Below are 19,279 nucleotides of genomic sequence, written 5' to 3' on the forward strand. Positions count from 1 at the left end.
CGATTAATACACGCCGTCGAAACGCAGGCCGGCGGGCAGGGGCTCGCCGGCCTGGAAGGCGGCGACGGCGGCGCCCAGCTGTTCGGCCAGGCCGTCCCGCTGGGCGTTGACCGGCACCAGGTCCAGACTGCGCATCCAGGTCAGCTGGCGCTTGGCCAGCTGGCGGGTGGCGGCGACGCCTTTGTCGATGAAAGTTTGCTCGTCGCCGACGCCGTCCAGGTATTCCCAGGCCTGGCGATAGCCGACGCAGCGCATCGACGGCAGCTCCAGCGTCAGCGCCGGATAGGCGGCGCGCAAACGCCGCACTTCGGCCAGGAAATCCTGTTCCAGCATCAGTTCGAAACGCTGCGCGATGCGTTGGTGCAGCCAGCCTCGTTCCGCCGGCACCAGGCCCAGCGACAGCAGGCGAAAATCCGCCGCGGCTTCCTTGCCGCGCGCCAGCAGCCGCGACATCGGCTCGCCGCTGAGCAGGCAGACTTCCAGCGCGCGGTGAATGCGCTGCGAATCATTGGGATTGAGGCGGGCGGCGGTGTCCGGGTCCAGTTGCGCCAGCCGCGCGTGCATCGCCGGCCAGCCGGCCTGGGCCGCGTCGGCGTCCAGCAGAGCGCGCAGCGCCGCGTCGGCGCGCGGCAGGTCGGACAAGCCCTCCAGCAAGGCCTTGTAATACAGCATGGTACCGCCCACCAGCAGCGGCAGCCGGCCGCGGCCGTTGATCTCGCGGATCAGCCGGTTGGCGTCGGCGTGGAACTGGGCGGCGGAATAGCTTTGCAGCGGGCTGATGATGTCGATCAGATGGTGCGGGCATTGCGCCATTTCCACCGCGCTGGGCTTGGCGGTGCCGATGTCCATGTCGCGATAGACCAGCGCGGAGTCCACGCTGATGATCTCCACCGGAAAATGGCGGGCCAGCTCCAGCGCCAGGCCGGTTTTGCCGGAGGCGGTGGGGCCCATCAGCAGGATGGCGTGCGGGGTATCGTTCATGGGCGGGTCTTGCGGTTCAATCGACGGATTGTCGCATAAGCGGCCCATGGGCGGACAGTGCCGCCCAGGACACGCAAGGTGTCGACGATGGGCTGCGCGTCGACGGGATGGCGTGGGCGTGGGCCTTGGAACCGTCTGCAAAATGCCCGTGCGCCATGTGTGGCTTCCGGTTTTCCCGTCGCAAGGCCTGGTCTCGCTAGAGGGTAAACACGCGCTCAGGCCCCGGATTCGGGCGCCGGCAGCGCCCGGCGGCGGCTGGCGCGCCACCAGCCGCCCAGGGTGATCAGAAACCACATGCACTGATTGACGAAGGACGCCAGGTTGAAGTGGTTGGACAGCGAAATCAGGATGCAGACCGGCCCGATCAGGTTCAAGGCGAAGTAGCGAGGGTCCGAGGTGCGCAGGCCCAATAGCTGGTTGCCCAAGTAGGCGCCCAGATAGCTGATGACGCCGATCAGGCCGATGAGGTCGTACATATGGGCTCCTTGGGCCGTGGCGTTTACAAGGGGGCGGTTTGCGCCGCGGCCGTTTCGGCGACGGGGTCTTGATCCCCGCCGGCCTGGTAGAACGGCGCGTTCGAGCGCGGCAGCGGCGGCAGTTGGCGGATCAGGTCGGCGATCTTCTCCGCCATCATGATGGTGGGCGCGTTCAGATTGCCGGTGACGATGCGCGGCATGATGGACGCGTCCACCACGCGCAGGCCGGTCAGGCCGTGCACGCGGCCCTGATGATCCACCACCGCAGTCGGATCGGCGGCGCTGCCCATCTTGCAGGTGCCGGACGGATGCAGCGCGGTTTCGGCGTGGGTTTTGACGAAGCGGTCGATCTCGCTGTCGCTGGCAACCTTGTCGCCCGGCTGGATTTCCCGGCCGCGGAAGGCGGAAAGCGCGCGCTGGCCGACGATCTCGCGCGTCAGCCGCACCGCGGCGCGGAACTCCCGCCAGTCGGTGTCGTGCGCCATATAGTTGAATTGCAGCAGCGGCTTGTCGCGCGGGTCGCGGCTGGCCAGCTTGACGTGGCCGACGCTGGGCGAGCGCATCGAGCCGACGTGGCATTGGAAGCCGTGCATCTTGACGGCGTGGCTGCCGTCGTAATTCACCGCCAGCGGCAGAAAGTGGTATTGCAGATTGGGGAAGGCGAAGCGCTCGTCGCTGCGGATGAAGCCGCCGGCCTCGAAGTGATTGCTGGCGCCCGGACCGCTGCCGTTCAGATACCACTGAGCGCCGATGCGGGCCTTGTTCCACCAGCGCAAGGACGGGTATAGCGACACCGGACGCAGGCATTCGTACTGCAGATACATTTCCAGATGGTCCTGCAGATTGGCGCCAACGCCGGGCAGGTGGGCGACCACGCCGATGTCGTGGCGGCCGAGTTCGGCGGCGTCGCCGACGCCGGAGCGCAGCAGCAACTGCGGCGAGGCGATCGCGCCGTTGCAGACGATGACTTCGCGCAGGGCGCGAACGCGATGGCTGCGGCCGCCTTGCAGGTATTGCACGCCGACGGCGCGCGCGCCGTCGAACAGGATGCGGTCCGCCAGCGCGCGGGTCCGCACCGAGAAATTGGCGCGGTCGCGAGCGGCGTCCAGATAGGCCAGCGACACGCTGCAGCGCCGTCCCTGGGCGGTGGTGGTGCGGTCCATGGGGCCGAAGCCTTCCTGACGATAGCCGTTCAGATCGTCGGTGCGGGCGTAGCCGGCTTGTTCGCCGGCTTGGATGAAGGCTTCGAACAAGGGGCTGATGCCGGCCTTGGGCGTGGTGACGTGCAGCGGCCCGTCGCCGCCGTGGTAGTCGTTTGCGCCCTTGTCGTAGCTTTCCGCCTTGCGGAAATAGGGCAGGCAGTCGGCGTAGCTCCAGTCGCCCAGCCCGGGCAACTCGGCCCAGCCCTGGTAGTCCAGCGCGTTGCCGCGGATATAGACCATGCCGTTGATCAGCGAGGAGCCGCCCAGGCCCTTGCCGCGCGCCTGGGCCATGCGGCGTCCGCCCATATGCGGCTCAGGTTCGGTCAGATAGGCCCAGTTATAGGTGCGGCCTTGCAAGGGGTAGGCGAGGGCCGCCGGCATCTGGGTGCGCCAGTCCAGACGCCAGTCCGGGCCGCCGGCTTCCAGCAGCAGCACCTTGACGCCGTTGTCTTCGCTCAGCCGCGCCGCCAGCACGCCGCCGGCGGAGCCGGCGCCGACGATGATGTAGTCGAATTCCTGAGTGGTGCTCATCTTGATTCTCCTTATCGGTGAACGAAGGCGGTACCGGGTGAATGGACCCTCAGGCGCCAAACCACCCCATCGGCTTGGGCGCCAGATTGATGTAGCTGTGTTTGAGCTCGGTGTACTCGTCCAGACCGATGCGCGACAGCTCGCGGCCGATGCCGCTGGATTTGAAGCCGCCCCAGGGGGCTTCGGGGAAATAGGGGTGGTAGTCGTTGACCCAGACGGTGCCGAAGCGCAGCGCGCGGCTCATGCGGTTGGCGCGGGCCAGATCCCGCGTCCACACCGCCGCCGCCAGGCCGTAGGGCGTGTCGTTAGCCAGCCGCAGCGCCTCGGCCTCGTCGCGGAAGCGCTCCACGGTGATGACCGGGCCGAAAATCTCCTCTTTGGCGATGCGCATGTCGGCGTGGACGTCGACCAGCAGCGTGGGCTGCAGCCAATAGCCTTTGCGATAGCGTTCGCCGTCCGGGCGGCCGCCGCCGTAGACCAGGCGGGCGCCTTCCTCCACGCCGGCGGAGATCAGGCTCAGGATCTTGTCGTGCTGCTGGGCGGACTGCACCGGCCCCATCTGAGTGTCCGGCTGCTGGCCGGGGCCGACGACGATGCGCGGCAGCCGTTCCGCCAGCCGGTTCACGAAGTCGTCGTGAATCTCGTTTTGCAGCAGCAGCCGCGAACCGGCCGAGCAGACCTGGCCGGCGTGGAAGAAGGCGGCGTTCAGCGCGTAGTCGACGGCGGCGTCGAGGTCGGCGTCGGCGCAGACGATGTTGGGGTTCTTGCCGCCCAGCTCCAGGCCGATGCGTTTGAAGTTGGCGCTGGCGGCGCGCATGATGCTGGCCCCCGCCTGAGCACCGCCGGTGAAGGACAGCAGATCCACGTCGGGATGCTCCGCCAGTTCGGCGCCTGCCTCGGCGCCGCCGCTGACCAGATTGAACACGCCCGGCGGCAAATCCAGCTCGGTCAGCAGCTGGGTGAAGCGCCAGCTGCTGAGCGGGGTCAGGCTGCTGGGCTTGAGCACGACGCAATTGCCGGCGCCCAGCGCCGGCGCGATCTTCCAGGCCGCTTGCAGCAAGGGGTAGTTCCACGGGGTGATCAGGCCGCAGACGCCCACCGGCTCGTGCAGGGTGCGGCTGATCACCTGCTCGGGCGCCGGGTTGACCTGGCCGTTCTCGGTGGCCACCAGGCCGGCGAAATAGCGGAAGGTGGCGGCGATGTCGCCCATATCGGTGCGGCTCTCGCTCAGGGTTTTGCCGGTGTTCAGCGTCTCCAGCTCGGCGAGGCGCTCGCTGTCGCGCTCCACTAGTTGGGCGATGTCCAGCAGCAGGCGGCTGCGTTGGCGCTGGGGGGCGAGCCGCCAGGGGCCGTGATCAAACGCCGCGCGGGCGGCGGCGATGGCGGCCTGCGCATCGGCGCGGCCGCCGTCCGCGGCGACCGCGATCTCGCTTTCGTCGCAGGGATTGAGAATCTGACGGGTTTGCCCCTTGGCGGCGTCGCGCCATTGGCCATCGATGAAGAGCTGGGTAGAGATCATGGCAGCCTCACGCAAGAGATGAAATTAACCATTGGTAAATAAATTTACCTTTGGTTTAATTGTAGTGTCGATTCGGCGCGGCCGGCAATCCGTAATCAGCTATGGTAATGATGGATGTATTGAGTTTGGCTATATCGGCGAGGTTCAAGCCGGGCCGGAGGCCGGCCTGGCTTGCTTGGCTGTCGGGCTTTTGCTTCGCTTCGGGATTTTTCCGGCCTGAGTTAACATGGCCGGCTGACAGCCGCAGGCTGTGGCGCGCGCGCATCGGCGCGCCGTGTTCGCATTCAATTACCCAGGAGGCGCGGCCGTCGCCGCGACCAGTTGCGTGTCGTCAAATCAAGTCAGTCAAACCCTTGTTCCCGCCGGGGATGAAACCTTCGCCACCCGCCTGAAGGAGGTGCTGGGGCGCAAGCGCGTCATGCTTAAACAGGTGGCGGAAGCCCTGGGCGTATCGTCCGCCGCCGTGCACAAATGGACGCGCGGCGGGGAAATCGAATATCGCAAACTGCGGGTGTTGGCGGATTTTCTGGGCGTGAACTGGATCTGGCTGCGCTACGGCGAGCAGGCGGTGCTGGATCTGGCGACGGCGACGACGACGGATGCGCAATTGACCGAGATCCGCCGCAAGCATCTGGCGGAGATCATGGAAAGCGAAGCGCGGATGAAGTTCGCGCAGAAGGTGTCCGGCATCGTCACCTGGGAATGGAACATCCTGAGCGACGCGGTGGCTTACTCCGCCAACGCCGAGCACTTGTTTGGCCGCCCGGTGCGCCTGCTGTCCGATTTCTGGCTGGCGCTGGATCCGGCCGACGCGCCGGCCTTGCGCGCCAAACTGGAGGCGTGCCTGAACTCCGGCGCGGCTTACGAGGCCGAGTTCCGCGTGCGCTGGCCGGCGGGCGACACGAGATGGATCGCCTCGCGCGCCACCTGCGTGCTGGACGCCGACCGCCGTCCGGTGAAGATGATAGGCGTCAGCTTCGACATCACCCAGCGTTGCCTGGCCGAGCAGGCCTTGCGTCAGAACCAGGCCATCCTGGACAAGGCGCAGTCCATCGCCCATTTGGGCAGTTGGTTCTGGGATGTGCGCAAGGACGACTGCATCTGGTCGGATGAGGCTTACCGGATTTTCGGCTGGCAGCCGCAGGCCTTCAAGGTGACGATGGAGCGTTACTTCGCCGCGATGGCGCCGGAGGACCGGGATCGCATCGATCGGGCCATCCGGCGGGCGATCGATGAGCGCCAGCCCTATTGCGTGGAGTACAGCATCCTGCTGCCGGACGGCCGCCGCCGCCAGATTCACGAGGAGGGCGAGGTTCTATACGGGGAAGGACGGGCGGAGGCCATGATAGGCGCGGCTCAGGACGTCACCGACAGCCGGCAAGCCGCGGTGGCCTATAGCGAAAGCGAGGAGCGTTTCCGCGAGATCTTCGAGCAGGCGGCGCTGGGCCTGGCGCATCTGGGCCTGGATGGTCGATGGCTCAAGGTGAATCGCCGCCTGGCCGAGATGACGGGCTATGCGCCGTGGGAGATGGAGGGGATGAGCTTCCAGCAACTGACCCATCCCGACGACCTGGAGGACAATCTGCTGCGGCTGGATCAGTTGCTGAGCGGAGAGGTCGCCAGTTTTTCGCTGGAGAAACGCTTGCTGCGCAAACAGGGCGGCCATGTCTGGGTGAACGTCAGCGCCTCGCTGAGCCGTCACCCGGTGAGCGGCGAGCCCTGGCATTTGATCGCCGCGGTGGAGGAGGTGGCCGCGCGGCGCGAGGCGCGCCGCGCGCAGGAGGAGGCCCGGTTGCGCAGCGAATTGGCGCTGCAGTCCATCGGCATGGCCAGTTGGGAATGGGATCTGGGCGCCGGTCGGCTGCGTTTGTCGCCGCAGGCCGCGAGGCTATTGTTCGGCGAGGCTTTAGAGGAGACGACGGAGCAGCGCTTTCTGGACGGTTTGCGCATCGCCTCGCGGCAGGGATGGCTGGACAGCCTGGAGGCGATTTTCAATATTTCCAGCCGCGCGCAGCTGGATGTGTCGTGGCACGGCGAGGGCGGCAAGACTTTGCCGCTGGTCTTGTCGCTGGTGGCGCAGCGCGGGAGCGACGGCGCGCTCAGCCGCCTGATCGGCGCTTTGGGCGCGCGCTGATCTCGGCCGCGGCCGGGTGTGGACTAATTAACTGTTGGTGAAAAAATTAACTTATGGTAATTTTTGGCCCTCGTCTGGCAAGGCAGATGGATTTCGTCTTGTTGCGTTCGAACCCAGAATAGGCGCCGCTGGAAGCTTGGGCGGCGTCCGACAACAGGAGCTGACGCGCTATGAACAGCATGCACAGACAGCGGTATCTTCGCCGCCGAACCCGCTGGGGTTATGGCTGGGCCTTGTGGGCGGCGGTGTTGTGGGGCGCATGGTATGTGCCCGGCGCCGCGGTGTGGCACGAGGCGCCGCTGGCCGGGCTGACGCGGGGGCGGCCCGAGTGGTTTCTGATGGCGGCCGCGGTGTTGACTGCCTTTCACGCCTGCCTGGTGGCGGCGTTTCAATTGTTGTGGCTGGCGGCCTTGGGCAAGCTGGCCGACTTCTTCCGCACGCTATGGCGCTTCGGCGGCATTTCCAAGTGGTATTTCCTGGCCGCGGTCTTGGGCGGCCTGATGGCCAATTTCGGCTCATATCTGGCGATGGGTTATGTGGGCGCGGTGTTCGCCGCGGTGGCGGGCCTGTTGTATCCGGTGGTGGGCGCGGCCTTGGCGCGTTTGTGGTACCGCGAGCGGATAGATCGGCGCGCGGCGCTGGGCATCGCGGTCATCGTGCTGGGCGGAGCGGCGATTTACGCGCCGGGCCTGCTTGGGGACCTGAGCGGCGACGGCGACGCGCGCTGGCTGGGCTATCTGGGCGGCGCGCTGGCGGCGCTGGGCTGGGGACTGGAGGGCGCCATCGTCGGACGGGCAATGGATGTGACCGATCCCGATTGCGGGGTGGCGATCCGTTATCTGGCCGAGGCCCTGTATTGGCTGCTGCTGATTCTGCCGGCGCTGGCCTGGCTGACGCCCTTGCCGGTGTATGCGCTGGCCGGCGAGCTGTGGTCGTGGCGGCCTATGCTCTATCTGACGGTGGGCGGGCTCAGTTTCGCTTTCTGCGCCGTGGCCTGGTACAAATCCTTTCCCTTGATCGGCGTTGGGCGCGGCCAGGCGATCGGCGCTTTCTACGCGCTGTTCGCCACCTTGTTCACCGCCGCGTTCACCTTGAATTTTCCCGAGTGGCATTTTCTGATCGGCTTGGCCCTGGTGATTCTGGGCGGCTTCGTCATGGTGTCGGACAGCGAGCGCCATCCCGGCGCGGTGCGCAATGTGGAGGGCGGGGCGTGAAGGTGCACATCAAGGGTTTTATCCTGCAGGCTTTGGCCAGGCAGCCGGGCTTGTGGGACGTGGATCTGGCCCGGCGCATCTGCCGGGAGTACCGCAAACCGGAAGACGCCTACTGGCTGGGCATGGTGAGGGCCTGCCTGGCGGATTTGAGCGCCAGCGGTCTGGTGGTGGCCTTATGCGAGCGTTGGCAGGAAGAGGGCGCGCGCCTGCTGTTCAATTATCGGGTCAGCGAGTTCGGGCTGGAGCGCATGCGGCAGACCGGTTTGGTCTAGATGCCCGCGCAAAGTCTCGCGAGCAAGAGCGAGACAAGACGATAACGGCTAGAAGGCGGAATGTACTCGTGGCGCATGAGCATGTCGAAGACGGGTTCAAGGCCCGGTTCTGGCCATCTCGCCGACGCGCGGCAGACATTGAACCGCTTTTAAGGAGAAGGGCATGTCCGACTATTGGGGTTATGAAGGCGCATCCACGCTGGCGATGGTTGTGATTGTGGGTTTGAGCCTGGCGGCTTTGTTCGTCGCCAGGCGTTATGTGAGAACGCTATAGCTCTGAAGGCAGGCCCTGCGCCGCGCGCGCATTCCGTTTTCTCCGCCGCAAGGGCTTGTCCCGCCCTTGCTCTCAGGCTTTGAACCGACTTTACAGTTGCGCGGCGTAGGCTTCCAGCTGCGCCAGCACGTCTTGCGCTTTTTCGCTTAGCTCGCCGGCGCGGGCTTCCTCCAGTTCCTGGCGGAATTGCCGGACATCGCGGCCGGGTCCGCCGTTGAGCTTGGCTTGACGCCATGTCTGCCAGCGTTCTTGCTCTTCGCCGGACAGGGAGCGCGGGAAGTTGCGCGCGCGGTAGCGGAACAAGAGTTCGGCCAGCTGGGGGTCTTCGAAGAAGGCCATCTCGCCGGTCAACTGGTCGGCCGACATGCGGCGCAGCTTGGTCAGCACTTTGCGATCGTTGTTGGAGACGAAGCCGCCGTAGAGATTTTCGTCGACGTCGCGCGGCTCGCCGGTTTCGCGCTTATACACCTTGCGCCAGACCGGGCTCAGATCCGGCAGCGCGCCGGCGTAGTCGGCGTGGCGCTGAACCTGCTCCATGTCCACGCCCCAGTGCGCGGCGCGCTCCGGGCTCAACACCTTGAGGTTGGCGACCACGAACGGCGATTTATTGATGTGCACGGTTTTGAGCGGCAAACGCTGCACGCCTTCCGGCAAATCTTCGCTGCGGGTGTACAAGCGCTCTCGGATGGTGTCCGGGCCCAGGCCTTGCAGTTCGCGAGGGTCGTGGGCCAAGTCCCAGACAATCACCTCGTTGGCGTTGTAGGGGTGGGCCGCCAGCGGCCAGACCACGGCCATATTGCCGCGCTCGGCGCCGTACATGCCGGAAACGTGCAACACGGGTTTGGGCGCATGGAGGCTGAGCTGGACCTTGACCGCGTCTTTCTTGCGCAGCGACAGGTAGAAGTCGAACAGCTTGGGCTGGTGTTGTTTGATCAGGCGCGCCAGCGCGATGGTGGCGCGCACGTCGGAGAGGGCGTCGTGGGCGGCTTCGTGCGCCAGGCCGTTGGCGGCGCTCAAATGCTCCAGTTTGAAGCTGGGGCGTCCATCCTCGTGCTGCGGCCATTGGATGCCGTCCGGGCGCAGCGCGAAGGTGGCGCGGACCAGGTCCAGCAGATCCCAGCGGCCGCATTGGTTCTGCCATTCGCGCGCATAGGGGTCCATCAGATTGCGCCAGAACAGGAAGCGGGTGACTTCGTCGTCGAAGCGGATAGAGTTGTAGCCGACGCCTATGGTGCCCGGCGTCGCCAGCTCGCGTTCGATCACGCCGGCGAATTCGTGCTCGGCCACGCCGTGCTGCAAACACCATTGCGGGGTGATGCCGGTCAGCAGGCAGGCCACCGGAGACGGCAGGTAGTCGGGCGCGGGCCGGGCGTAGAGCATGACCGGCTCGCCGATTTCATTCAGCTCGGCGTCGGTGCGGATGCCGGCGAACTGCGAGGGGCGATCCTGGCGCGGCACGGCGCCGAAGGTTTCGTAATCGTGCCAGAAGAAGCTGTGGTTGGACATGGCGGCAACAATGCGGTGAAGTTGGCCGCATTGTCGCACCCATGGCGCGGCAGGGCCAGCCGCGCCGTTCCCCGCCGCTTGTTCAATCCATCCACGAGGGCTTGCGCGTTTCCAGCATGGCCTGAACGCCCTCGCGGCCTTCCTCGCTCAGGCGGATGGCGACAATGCGCTGGATGCAGATTTCCATGCCGTCTTCCCCGACGCCCAGGCCGGCGATGTCGGCCAGCAGCCGCTTGGCTTCCAGCATCGCCGCCGGGCTGTTGATCAGCAGATGGTTGATCAGGAAGTCCACCGCCATGTCGAGCTCATCGCTTTCCACCACCTGATGCACCAGCCCCAGGCGTTTGGCCTTGCCGGCGTTGAAACGCTCCGCGGTCATGAAGTAGCGGCGCGTCGAGCGCTCGCCGATGGCGCGGACCATATAGGGCGCCACCAGCGCGGGGATCACGCCCAGCTTGACGTCGGAAAAGCTGAACAGCGCTTCGGAGCTGGCGATGGACACGTCGCAGCAGGCGACCAGCCCCGCGCCCAGACCGAAGGCGGAGCCCTGTATCTTGGCGATGGTGGGCTTGGGCAAGGTGTCCAGCGTGCGCAGCAGCTTGGCCAGCAGGCGGGCGTGGCGCTCCAGTTCCTCGCGGCCGAAGCCGGCCATCCGTCGCATCCAGTCGATATCGTGGCCGGCGGAAAAGCTGATGCCGCTGCCGGTCAGCACCACGGCGCGCACGCTAGCGTCTTCGGCCAGGGTTTCCAGCATCGCGGTCAGCAGGCCGACGCTGCTGTCGTCCAGCGCGTTCAGCAGTTCCGCGCGGTTGAGGGTGATGGTGGCGATTCCCTTTGAATCAACGGCAAGCAAAACGGATTCGGCGGTCATTCGGTTCTCCTTGTTCTGATGATGGGCGTTTCAGCCGTGGCCAAAACGGATAATGCTGCGGACAAAGGCGTCCGCGGCCTCGATGTGCAATACATGGCCGGTGCCCGGCAGAATTTCCAGCTGCGCGCCGGGCAGCCGTTCGCGCAATAGTTCGGCTTGATACAAGGGCGTCAGGCGGTCTTCGTCGCCAACCAGTATATGGCAGGGCATGCTCAGCTCGTGCAGCCAGGTGCGCGCGTCGTGCTCGGTGACGCCGGCGATCAGACGTATCACCGCGTCCCAGTCCACCATGCCGGCAATCAGCTTCATATCGTCGAGCATGGCGGCGTTGCTGGCGAGAAATCGGCTGGAAAACAGCCAGGGCACGCTGACCGCGTAACGCAAATCCAGCCCGCCGCTGCGGTTGGCCGCAATCCAGCTGTCGCTGATATGGTTGTTGACGCTGTCGGCCCAGGCCAGCGTGGCGGCCAGCAGCAGCCGCGACACGCGCTCGGGATGACGATGGGCGAAGTGCTGCGCCACCATGCCGCCGTAAGACAAGCCGGTGAGATAGACCTCCGCAATGCCCAAATGATTCAACAGACCGGCGGCGAGGTCGGCTTGTTCGCTGAGCGGATATTTGTCGCCGCCGGGGCGGTCGCTTTGGCCTTGGCCGAGAAAGTCGAAGCGCAATAGCTGGAAGTGCGGTTCCAGCTGCGGCTGCAGCAGAGCCCAGGCGGCGGTGGACATGGTGATGCCGTTGAATAGCGCCAGAACTTGGGCGCCCTGTCCGCTGAGTTCGTAATAGACCTTGTGTCCGGCGATTTCGGCATAGGGCATGGCGGTATTCCTTTGGTCAGGCGTTGCGCGGCGTCAACATGCATGCTTCATTCTAGAGCGCGTCGGCGTTTGCGGGGCAATTTGCTGGCGACGCGGACGCGTGGCGAGGACGGGGCGCCGCGCGCGCCGGTTCGCCAGTGGTGGAAAAGGGTAAAGTGTTTGACGAATTAAACAATGATGGTGGGGTTTTCGCCGCCGGCGTCTTAGGGGAAAGGGCCGGGTTTTCGGGTTTGACCGGCCAGCCTGGGTGAGGCGCGCGCGCCACAGAGGCGATAAATTTTCGAGAGCGTTTGCACTAGATATTGTCAAATTTATTAAACGTGGCATAGGCTTCTGTTCAAGACTAAAACGACAAAGGCGCTCGCCGTCGTCGCGGCCGCCGGGCCGTGTTCGCATTAAGCGCCGTACAGAGGAGACATCATGTTGGCAATAGGCACGGCGGTGGCGGCATGGCCACGCGCTCTCGCGGCGGGACCGCCGGTCGGCGCAGGACGCCAGACGGATTCTTGAACCCATGCGCGCGGGCCCTGGCCGGCGCGATCATCCAGCAAGGCATTCGATTGCCGCCGCGCCGCCTCGAGACGAGGCCCGCGCGGCGGACGCAGCCGGCCCGCGCCGCTGCGGAATTGCAATAGAGGGAACGACTCAATGACGCAAGCTATTGCCGCCAAACCGGCCCAGGCCGCTTTTTCCGCCCACAACGCTCAGGTCGTCGGAACCCAGGCCGACGCCGACAAGGCTTATCTGCGCATTGCCGGCGTGCTGAAAAAGTTCGGCGATCATGTCGCGGTGGATCATGTGGATCTGGATATCCGCAGAAATGAAATCTTCGCCCTGCTAGGCAGCTCCGGCTGCGGCAAGTCCACCTTGCTGCGCATGCTGGCGGGCATGGAGACGCCGACTTCTGGCCGCATCATCCTGGACGGGGAGGACATGCAGGGCCTGCAGCCGTACGAGCGGCCGGTGAACATGATGTTCCAGAGCTACGCCTTGTTTCCGCATATGACTGTGGAGCAGAACGTGGCGTTTGGCCTGAAACAGGACAAGGTGCCGCGCGAGGAGATCGCGGAGCGGGTGGGCAAGATGCTGGATCTGGTGCAGATGCGCAAGTACGCCAACCGCAAGCCGCATCAATTGTCCGGCGGTCAGCAGCAGCGGGTGGCGCTGGCGCGCAGCCTAGTCAAGCGGCCCAAGCTCTTGCTGCTGGACGAGCCTCTGGGCGCTCTGGACAAGAAGCTGCGCCAGCAGACCCAGCTGGAGCTGGTCAATACCATCGAACAGGTGGGCGTGACCTGCATCATGGTGACCCATGATCAGGAAGAGGCGATGACCATGGCCAGCCGCATCGGCATCATGAGCGAAGGCTCCTTGCTGCAGGTGGGCACCCCGTCCGAAATTTACGATTACCCCAGCTGTCGCTTCACCGCGGAATTCATCGGCGAGAGCAATATTTTCGAGGGCGCGGTGGTGGTGGACGAGCCGGACCTGGTCGAAGTGCGCTCGCCGGAGCTGGGCGGGGACATCCGCATCGACCACGGGATTACCGGCCCCAAGGGCATGCACGTCTGGGCCAGCATTCGGCCGGAAGACGTGAGGCTGGACATCAAGCCGTTGCCGGTGGGCCCCAATGTCGCCGCCGGCGTGGTGGAGGACATCGCCTATCTGGGCAGTTATTCCATCTATCACGTGAAACTGGCCAGCGGCAAGGTCGTCAAATCGGTGGTGCCGTCTTCGCGCTGGTATGATGCGGGCGAAACCGCGCCGACCTGGGGAGATCCGGTCTTCGTCAGTTGGCGCCAGGATGTACCGGTGGTGTTGACGCGCTAGCGCCCGCGCACGCGCCGCAGCGGATGCCGCATGGCATCCGCTTTTTCTTCTCTTCCCCGAGGCGTTTGGTCCGCCCGGCTTTGGCCGCCATTCCTGTTTTCATTGAGAGGTCTTCATGCTTAGCTTTGCCCATCAGGCTCACGCTCCATCCTATTACGCCGCCACCGCTCTGCCCTGGGAGCCCGGGGCGGCGCTGGAAGGCGTCGTCGACTGCGATGTCTGCGTGGTGGGCGGCGGGCTGGCGGGCTTGTCGGCGGCGCTGAATCTGCGCGAGCGCGGATTCTCCGTGGCGCTGCTGGAGGGCGCGCAAATCGGCTTCGGCGCCTCGGGGCGCAACGGCGGACAGGTGATTTCCGGATTCGCTTGCGGCGTCGACACGCTGCGCGCGCAATTGGGCGACAGCCTGGCCAAGCAGATGTGGGACATGTCGGTGGAGGCGGTGGACATCATCGAGCAACGGGTGAACCGGCACGGCATCGATTGCGATTGGCGGCGCGGCTATGTCAGCGTGGCGGTCAAGCCGCGGCATATGCAGGAGTTGGAGGACTGGCAGCGAGAGGCGGCGCAGGCCTATGACTATGGCGGCATGCAGCTGTGGGACCGGGACGAACTCAGGACCCGGCTGGCCAGCGATCGCTACCAGGGCGGGCTGTACGACCCGCGCTCCGGCCATCTGCACCCATTGAACTACACACTGGGCCTGGCCCGCGCCGCGCGCGAGGCGGGGGTGGCCATTTACGAGCAAAGCCCGGCGCTGCGTCTGAAGCGGGGGGCGCGGCCGCAAGTGGCGACGGAGCGGGGCGTGGTCAATTGCGACCAGCTGGTGTTGGCCTGCAATTCCTACATCGGCGCGCTGGTGCCTGAGCTGGAACGGCGTATCATGCCGGCCGGCACTTATGTGATCGCCACCGAGCCCTTGGGGAAGGAGCGGGCCGAGGCCTTGATCGCCAACGATATGGCGGTGTGCGACACCAATTTCGTGCTGGATTACTATCGTCTGTCCGTCGACCACCGCTTATTGTTCGGCGGCAAGGTCAGTTACTCCGGACGCGAGCCGGCCCATTTGGCCGACGGCATGCGCAGCGATATGCTGCGGGTGTTTCCGCAACTGGCCGACGTCAAGATCGACTATGCCTGGGGCGGTTTTTGCGACATCACGGTGAACCGCGCCCCTGACTTTGGCCGTTTGGACGGCAATGTCTATTATCTGCAAGGCTTTTCCGGGCACGGCGTCAACATCACCGGCCTGGCCGGCAAAGTGGTGGCGGAGGCGGTGGCCGGAGACGCTTCGCGCTTCGACCTGTTCGCCAAGATTCGTCATAATCCCTTCCCCGGCGGCAAATGGCTGCGCACGCCGGCCTTGGTGCTGGGCATGGCTTATTTCCGGATGCGGGATTATTTATAAGCGGGCGTCGCCGCGCCGCGGACCCTGGGCAGCCTTCGCGCTGCCTTTTTATTTTTCAGGTGGGGTCCAGATAATCGTAGCCGCCCCAATCCAACGCGTAGGCGGTATGGTTGTCCGCGGTGCGGACGGGTTTGAGCAAGCCGTTTTGCTGCATGTAGACTAGGTGCTCGTGAACGTCGGCCGCGCTGTATTCGCCGCCGGATTCGCGCGAGAGCGCCTGAAACAGTTTGTGTTCGTCCAGATACTGGATGTGCATGGTCTGCAGCAGGCGTAAGGTGCGGAAAATCAAGGTTTCATTGCGGGTCATGACAGCGGATATTTTATTTTTATGACTATTCATTTATCTGACACTTTAGTTTGGCGCGTCAAGAAATATGACATTATTGTTTCAAGGGCCGGGGCATGACGACGGAGCGCCCTGATTCGCCTTGCATCGCCGTGTGTTCCACCGCGGTGGGCGACGATATCTGCCGCGGCTGCGCGCGCAGCTTCGACGAGATCTCGCAGTGGTGCTTCATGGACGCGGAGGAGCGGGAGCTGGTGTGGTTGCAGCTGCCGCTGCGTCAGCGCGGATTGAAGATCGCCGCGGTGTTCTCCTGCCTGCCGGAGCTTCATCAGGGCGAGGACGGGGGCGAGTGGATGAGCGTGCCCTGCCTGCCCTTGTGGTTCCGCATGGAGGGGAACTGCCTGCATTGGCTGCGGGCGGGAGAGCCGGCGTGTCAGCGCGATTGCGCCGGCTGGAGTCCGGCGCAGGTGGCCGCCTTTTTGCGCGAGCAGGCGGGCGTTGAATAGAACGAGGGGAAGGCGATGGCGCAGGACAGTTCTTTGACCGAGTTTTGGGATGTGCGTTATCGCGACGGCGTGACGCCTTGGGAGGGCGCGCGGCTGAGTCCGGAGGCCCTGGCGTTTTTCCAAGCTCAGCCTGCCAGTCGAATCTTGCTGCCCGGTTGCGGCAGCGCCGGAGACTTGCCCCTGTTGCTGGACTGCGGCCATCAGGTGCTGGCCGTCGATTTCAGCGCGCAGGCGGTGGAGATCGCTCGCGCGCAGTGGCCGCAGGCGGCCGCCCATATCCGGCAGGCGGACTTTTTCGCCGTCGAGGAAACGCCGTCTTTCGACATGGTGTTCGAGCGGGCCTTTCTCTGCGCGTTGCCGCCCCGCCTGCATGCCCGCTATGCGGAAAAGATGGCGCGCTTGTTGCGCCCCGGCGGCGCGCTGCTTGGAGTGTTCTTTATTGCGGACACGCCGCGCGGCCCGCCGTTCGGCTTGGGCATGCCGGCCTTGAGCGCTTTGCTGGAGCCGGCTTTCGTGTTGGAGAGCTGCGTGCCGCAGGCGGAGGGCGTACCGGTGTTTGGCGGTCGGGAGTGCTGGATGGTGTGGAGAAGGCAACACGGAAACGGGGATTTGTAATACATTGACATGGCCTATTTGATGATAATCAATAGTCAGCCAACTATTCCAAAAACAAGGCCGCTATCGCTTAGCATGGCTGACTGAAGTCAATAAACAACAATAATTCTAGATAACAGCGACGGGCGGGCCCGAAGCGCCGGAGGGCGCGGGGCCGGCACCAGCCGCTGAACGGGATTGCGGAGCAAGAGGAGAAGTCATGCAGTGGTTCTGGCGCGTGTATACCCTGGTGGAAAAGACTTTCTGGGATACGTTGACCAAGAAATTGTGCAGTTTCTTTTTCATCAGCGTGTTTCAGCTGGGCATGGTGGCTTATGTCTATTATGTGCTGGAAAACATACGGAGTTCGCTGAAAGGGCAGGTCGCTTCGCCCCAGGTGTTGGCCGGTATCGAGTCCAGCATCGACGGCGCGCTGTTTTGGACGATGGCGCTGTGGGTGGTCAGCATCGCTTTCATCGCCTTCATGGTCTGGTATCTGCGCTTCCTCATCGTCAGACCGCTGAAAATGATTATCCGGATTTTCAATGAAATCGGCGCCGGCGAGGGGGATCTGTCCAGAGACATTCCCACCATCACTCATGACGAAATCCGCGAATTGTCGCTGTCGTATAACCGTTTCCTGCTGAAAATGCGCGAGATCATCAGCAATGTGCGGCTGATGACGGTGCGGATCGCGATGGATTCGGCGCGCACCCGCAAGAACGTGGTCGAATCACTGGAGGGCGCGCGCAAGCAGGATCAGCTGGCGACGCAGGTCCGGGCCGCCAGCGATCAGAGCACCGAGGGCGTGGGCCAGGTCACCGAGCAAACCCAGGCGATCTCGTCCACCACGCTGGCCAATCTGGATGTGGCGCGGGAATCCTACGCCGAACTCAAATCCGTGGCGGAGAGCATCTACGGCATCAACCAGAAAGTGGGGCATTTCAATCACACGGTGGATGATCTGAGTCAGCGCTCCTCCAGCATCAAGACCATTGTCGATCTGATCAAGGACGTGTCGGACCAGACCAATCTGCTGGCCTTGAACGCCGCGATAGAGGCGGCGCGGGCCGGCGAGAGCGGACGCGGTTTCGCCGTGGTGGCCGATGAGGTGCGCAAACTGGCCGAGCGGGTCAAAAAGGCCACCGACGAGATTTCGCATAATATCGACGGCATGTTGGGGCTGGTGTCGGAAACCCAGGTGGAAACCGCGCAGATCACCGAGGACACCAAGTCGGCGCGGGAGATCGTCTCCAAGGCGTCCGACCATTTCAGCAAGATGATGGGAGACTTCGAAACCACGGCGAGCAGTCTCAGCCAGATCGCCGCCACCATGTCGGAGTTCGTCGCCTCCAATGGCCAGGTCAATCTGCATGTGGCGGAAATCCACGAACTGGGCCATCAGGTGACGGACCGTCTGAACCATACCGAAGACTCGGCCACCAAATTATCCGGCGCGGCGGAGCAGGTGCAGCAACTGGTGGCGCGCTTCATTCTGGGCGAGGGCGAGTTCGACCAGATCATGCAAACGGCCCGCGAGGCGCGGGATGAATTGCAAACCATGATGGCCGCGCAACTGGCCGCGGGCGTGACGCTGTTCGATCAGAATTACCAGCCCATCGCCGGCGCCAAGCCGGCCAAGTTCCGCACTCAGTACGATGCCAAGCTGGAAAAACTGATGCAGCCGGTGTACGACCGCGCCGCCAAGTCCGTGCCCGGCGGCGTGTTCTGCCTGGCGGTGGACACCAACGGCTACGCGCCGACCCACAATAGCTGGTATAGCCAGCCCTTGAGCGGAGATGCGGCCAAGGACCTGATCAACAGCCGCGACAAGCGCAAATTCGCCGATGCCGCCGGTTTGCGGGCCGCGCGCAGCACGCAGTCTTTCCTGCTGCAGACGTATACCCGCGACACCGGGGAGGTGCTGTCGGAAGTGGTGCTGCCCATCATGTTGTCCGGCAAGCATTGGGGCGGCTTTCGCCTGGGCTTCAACCCGGAGCAGCTGTTGGAGGCGCTTGGGCGCGGAGCCGCTCGGACTTGAAGCGCCGCAGGTCGGCAGGAAAGCAAAACGGAGGCCGCGGCCTCCGTTTTGTTTTGAGCGTTGCCTCAGATCTGCAACGGGCTTAGCAGGGTGATAATGCCCAGGCCGGCGAACAAGAGCGCGGCAACGGTGTGCACCAGCTTTTGCGGCAGCTTCTTCGCGGCCACCTCGCCCAAGAGCACCGCGGGCACATTGGCCAGCATCATGCCCAGCGTCGTGCCGGCCACCACCAACAGCAAGGCCTCGGGAAAGCGCGCGGACAGCGCGACGGTGGCCAGCTGCGTCTTGTCGCCCATTTCCGCGATAAAGAAAGCGATACAGGTGGTGCCGAACACGCCGAAGCGCTCCATGAGCCGGCTGTCTTCATCCAGCTTGTCCGGAATCAGCATCCAGCCCGCCATGGCGAGAAAGGAAAGACCCAAGCCCCAACGCATGAAGTCCGGTCCTATCTTGCTCATCAGCCAGTGACCCACCGCGGCGGCGGCGAAATGATTGAGCAAGGTGGCGACGAAGATGCCCAGAACGATGGGCATGGGCTTGCGGTAGCGGCCGGCCAGCATCAGGGCGAGCAATTGGGTTTTGTCGCCGATTTCAGCCAAAGCGACGATGCCGGTGGAAATAAGGAAGGCTTCCATGAAAACTCCGGGGGCTGCGCATACGCCATGACAAGCCCGCGCCGCAGCCCCGCGTTGCGCAGACATGTCATGGGTCTTGCCAAACGGAAGTTTTCGTCGCATGTGCCATGGCCGCGATGGCCAAGCCTGTTGACGCATGCCGGCGCTGAAAACCGCGCCGAGGCTACTCCCCCAGAACCAGCCGAT

The 19,279-nt window shown here is 64.5% G+C and carries 17 protein-coding genes and 1 riboswitch; of the genes, 8 read left to right on the forward strand and 9 right to left on the reverse strand.

Annotated elements, in window-relative coordinates; all coding sequences use genetic code 11:
- Positions 1-3 precede the first annotated feature (3 nt).
- From miaA to JC616_RS06095, 4 genes are all read right to left on the reverse strand, one after another.
- Positions 4-981, reverse strand: a complete 978-nt coding sequence (gene miaA / locus JC616_RS06080) for a tRNA (adenosine(37)-N6)-dimethylallyltransferase MiaA (protein WP_227107243.1) — start codon at positions 979-981, stop codon at positions 4-6.
- A gap of 215 nt (positions 982-1,196) precedes the next feature.
- Positions 1,197-1,457: a CBU_0592 family membrane protein gene (locus JC616_RS06085; RefSeq protein ID WP_107798390.1), complete on the reverse strand. Its 261-nt coding sequence runs from the start codon at positions 1,455-1,457 to the stop codon at positions 1,197-1,199.
- Between the two features lie 23 nt (positions 1,458-1,480).
- Positions 1,481-3,190: a choline dehydrogenase gene (betA, locus tag JC616_RS06090; RefSeq protein ID WP_227107244.1), complete on the reverse strand. Its 1,710-nt coding sequence runs from the start codon at positions 3,188-3,190 to the stop codon at positions 1,481-1,483.
- Positions 3,191-3,239: 49 nt separating this feature from the next.
- Positions 3,240-4,709, reverse strand: a complete 1,470-nt coding sequence (locus JC616_RS06095) for an aldehyde dehydrogenase family protein (RefSeq protein ID WP_227107245.1) — start codon at positions 4,707-4,709, stop codon at positions 3,240-3,242.
- 325 nt (positions 4,710-5,034) lie between these two features.
- Between JC616_RS06095 and JC616_RS06100 the strand changes: the two genes are divergently transcribed.
- The 3 genes from JC616_RS06100 (at position 5,035) to JC616_RS06110 (ending at position 8,329) form a co-directional block, all read left to right on the forward strand.
- A complete protein-coding gene (locus JC616_RS06100; RefSeq protein WP_227107246.1) occupies positions 5,035-6,843 on the forward strand; it encodes a PAS domain-containing protein in 1,809 nt (602 codons plus the stop codon).
- Between the two features lie 170 nt (positions 6,844-7,013).
- Entirely contained in the window at positions 7,014-8,057 is a 1,044-nt protein-coding gene (locus tag JC616_RS06105; protein ID WP_227107247.1) for a DMT family transporter, read from the forward strand.
- On the forward strand, positions 8,054-8,329 hold the full coding sequence (locus JC616_RS06110; RefSeq protein WP_107798394.1) for a hypothetical protein: 276 nt from the start codon (positions 8,054-8,056) through the stop codon (positions 8,327-8,329). The genes JC616_RS06105 and JC616_RS06110 overlap by 4 nt, the downstream gene beginning before the upstream one ends.
- Before the next feature lie 364 nt (positions 8,330-8,693).
- Here JC616_RS06110 and sbcB read toward each other — a convergent pair whose 3' ends face one another.
- From sbcB to JC616_RS06125, 3 genes are all read right to left on the reverse strand, one after another.
- A complete protein-coding gene (sbcB, locus tag JC616_RS06115) occupies positions 8,694-10,109 on the reverse strand; it encodes an exodeoxyribonuclease I (RefSeq protein ID WP_227107248.1) in 1,416 nt (471 codons plus the stop codon).
- An 82-nt stretch (positions 10,110-10,191) separates the two neighbouring features.
- Positions 10,192-10,980 (reverse strand): enoyl-CoA hydratase-related protein, encoded by a 789-nt coding sequence (locus tag JC616_RS06120; protein WP_227107250.1) that lies wholly within the window; start codon positions 10,978-10,980, stop codon positions 10,192-10,194.
- A gap of 30 nt (positions 10,981-11,010) precedes the next feature.
- A complete protein-coding gene (locus JC616_RS06125; RefSeq protein ID WP_107798398.1) occupies positions 11,011-11,799 on the reverse strand; it encodes an alpha/beta fold hydrolase in 789 nt (262 codons plus the stop codon).
- Positions 11,800-12,447: 648 nt separating this feature from the next.
- Here JC616_RS06125 and JC616_RS06130 point away from each other — a divergent pair.
- Together JC616_RS06130 and JC616_RS06135 are read left to right on the forward strand one after the other, a co-directional pair.
- Entirely contained in the window at positions 12,448-13,626 is a 1,179-nt protein-coding gene (locus JC616_RS06130; RefSeq protein ID WP_227107253.1) for an ABC transporter ATP-binding protein, read from the forward strand.
- A gap of 115 nt (positions 13,627-13,741) precedes the next feature.
- Entirely contained in the window at positions 13,742-15,031 is a 1,290-nt protein-coding gene (locus tag JC616_RS06135) for an NAD(P)/FAD-dependent oxidoreductase (protein WP_227107255.1), read from the forward strand.
- A 55-nt stretch (positions 15,032-15,086) separates the two neighbouring features.
- Here the strand turns inward: JC616_RS06135 and JC616_RS06140 are convergent, their stop codons facing one another.
- Positions 15,087-15,338: a hypothetical protein gene (locus JC616_RS06140; RefSeq protein WP_107798402.1), complete on the reverse strand. Its 252-nt coding sequence runs from the start codon at positions 15,336-15,338 to the stop codon at positions 15,087-15,089.
- Between the two features lie 95 nt (positions 15,339-15,433).
- Here JC616_RS06140 and JC616_RS06145 point away from each other — a divergent pair, with 95 nt between their 5' ends.
- From JC616_RS06145 to JC616_RS06155, 3 genes are all read left to right on the forward strand, one after another.
- Positions 15,434-15,823 carry a DUF1289 domain-containing protein gene (locus JC616_RS06145; protein WP_227107257.1) on the forward strand — a complete coding sequence of 130 codons (390 nt, stop codon included), beginning with the start codon at positions 15,434-15,436 and terminating at the stop codon, positions 15,821-15,823.
- A gap of 33 nt (positions 15,824-15,856) precedes the next feature.
- The gene (locus tag JC616_RS06150; RefSeq protein WP_227107259.1) at positions 15,857-16,438 is read left to right on the forward strand and encodes a methyltransferase domain-containing protein; all 582 of its coding nucleotides are present in this window, start codon (positions 15,857-15,859) and stop codon (positions 16,436-16,438) included.
- Between the two features lie 199 nt (positions 16,439-16,637).
- Positions 16,638-18,458 carry a methyl-accepting chemotaxis protein gene (locus JC616_RS06155; RefSeq protein WP_227107261.1) on the forward strand — a complete coding sequence of 607 codons (1,821 nt, stop codon included), beginning with the start codon at positions 16,638-16,640 and terminating at the stop codon, positions 18,456-18,458.
- 65 nt (positions 18,459-18,523) lie between these two features.
- On the opposite strand, the gene JC616_RS06160 is transcribed toward JC616_RS06155, so the two are convergent.
- The gene (locus JC616_RS06160) at positions 18,524-19,093 is read right to left on the reverse strand and encodes a TMEM165/GDT1 family protein (RefSeq protein ID WP_107798406.1); all 570 of its coding nucleotides are present in this window, start codon (positions 19,091-19,093) and stop codon (positions 18,524-18,526) included.
- Positions 19,094-19,277: riboswitch (yybP-ykoY riboswitch) on the reverse strand.
- Between the last annotated feature and the right edge of the window lie 2 nt (positions 19,278-19,279).

Origin of the sequence: Chromobacterium rhizoryzae (assembly GCF_020544465.1) — a bacterium.
In the GTDB taxonomy this organism is placed as follows: Bacteria; Pseudomonadota; Gammaproteobacteria; order Burkholderiales; family Chromobacteriaceae; genus Chromobacterium.

Bases quoted from the DNA above. Each gene is read 5' to 3' on its own strand.
- miaA (WP_227107243.1), bottom strand. From the start codon at position 981: ATGAACGATACCCCGCACGCCATCCTGCTGATGGGCCCCACCGCCTCC.
- JC616_RS06085 (WP_107798390.1), bottom strand. From the start codon at position 1,457: ATGTACGACCTCATCGGCCTGATCGGCGTCATCAGCTATCTGGGCGCC.
- betA (WP_227107244.1), bottom strand. From the start codon at position 3,190: ATGAGCACCACTCAGGAATTCGACTACATCATCGTCGGCGCCGGCTCC.
- JC616_RS06095 (WP_227107245.1), bottom strand. From the start codon at position 4,709: ATGATCTCTACCCAGCTCTTCATCGATGGCCAATGGCGCGACGCCGCC.
- JC616_RS06105 (WP_227107247.1), top strand. From the start codon at position 7,014: ATGAACAGCATGCACAGACAGCGGTATCTTCGCCGCCGAACCCGCTGG.
- sbcB (WP_227107248.1), bottom strand. From the start codon at position 10,109: ATGTCCAACCACAGCTTCTTCTGGCACGATTACGAAACCTTCGGCGCC.
- JC616_RS06120 (WP_227107250.1), bottom strand. From the start codon at position 10,980: ATGACCGCCGAATCCGTTTTGCTTGCCGTTGATTCAAAGGGAATCGCC.
- JC616_RS06125 (WP_107798398.1), bottom strand. From the start codon at position 11,799: ATGCCCTATGCCGAAATCGCCGGACACAAGGTCTATTACGAACTCAGC.
- JC616_RS06130 (WP_227107253.1), top strand. From the start codon at position 12,448: ATGACGCAAGCTATTGCCGCCAAACCGGCCCAGGCCGCTTTTTCCGCC.
- JC616_RS06135 (WP_227107255.1), top strand. From the start codon at position 13,742: ATGCTTAGCTTTGCCCATCAGGCTCACGCTCCATCCTATTACGCCGCC.
- JC616_RS06140 (WP_107798402.1), bottom strand. From the start codon at position 15,338: ATGACCCGCAATGAAACCTTGATTTTCCGCACCTTACGCCTGCTGCAG.
- JC616_RS06145 (WP_227107257.1), top strand. From the start codon at position 15,434: ATGACGACGGAGCGCCCTGATTCGCCTTGCATCGCCGTGTGTTCCACC.
- JC616_RS06155 (WP_227107261.1), top strand. From the start codon at position 16,638: ATGCAGTGGTTCTGGCGCGTGTATACCCTGGTGGAAAAGACTTTCTGG.
- JC616_RS06160 (WP_107798406.1), bottom strand. From the start codon at position 19,093: ATGGAAGCCTTCCTTATTTCCACCGGCATCGTCGCTTTGGCTGAAATC.